General features: G+C 58.1%; 1 protein-coding gene and 1 tRNA gene. Both read left to right on the plus strand.

Annotated features, from left to right (window positions below; genetic code table 11):
* A partial coding sequence (queC, locus tag A3754_RS03410; protein WP_063518853.1) for a 7-cyano-7-deazaguanine synthase QueC occupies positions 1 to 578 on the plus strand: 578 nt, incomplete at its 5' end.
* A 72-nt stretch (positions 579 to 650) separates the two neighbouring features.
* Positions 651 to 726 (plus strand) — tRNA-Lys (locus A3754_RS03415).
* Positions 727 to 885 lie beyond the last annotated feature (159 nt).

Below are 885 nucleotides of genomic sequence, written 5' to 3' on the forward strand. Positions count from 1 at the left end.
TCGCCTTTGATTATGGCCAGCGGACCCGCTCGGAGCTGGATGCGGCGGTGCAGGTGTCCGGGGCGCTGGGGGCACTGAGCCACCGCGTTATTGAGCTGGGCATGGGCAATATCGGCGGCTCCGCCCTGACCGATCATTCTATCGATGTGCCGGAAGACGGTGGCGCAGGCATCCCGGTGACCTATGTGCCGGCGCGCAACACCGTGTTCCTGTCATTGGCGTTGGGTCTGGCAGAAGTGGTTGATGCACAAGCCATTTTTATTGGCGTGAATGCGGTGGACTATTCCGGTTACCCGGATTGCCGCCCGGCCTTTATCGAGGCGTTCCAGTCCATGGCCAACCTGGCCACCAAGGCCGGGGTGGAAGGCCGGCCGATGCAGATCGAGACCCCGTTGATGCACCTGAGCAAGGCGCAGATTATTCAGCAGGGGGTAGCGCTGGGGCTGGATTACGGGCTCACGGTGTCCTGCTATCAGGCTGACGAGAATGGCAATGCCTGTGGCAAATGCGACAGCTGCCGCTTGCGCAGCCAGGGGTTCGAGGATGCATTGGTTAAAGATCCAACAAACTATCAATAAAGCGGAAAAAATTTCGGTTAACCCCTTGTCACCCAGAAATAAATCCGTATTATTTGCGCCTCCTTCGGGAGCGGGTCGTTAGCTCAGTTGGTAGAGCAGTTGGCTTTTAACCAATTGGTCGCTGGTTCGAATCCAGCACGACCCACCATATTTAAAGGGCTCGCCTACGGCGGGCCCTTTTTCGTTTCAGCCTCCCGGCTTCTCTTCTCCCTTCCTCCGATGTTCTNTGCGGGCAGCGATCGATCNGCGCTGCAGTTCTCCCGTTCGTTGAAACCAGCGGTTGTCGTGTTCCTCCGCAGGCTTCCAC

It is taken from the genome of Alcanivorax sp. HI0083 (assembly GCF_001635175.1).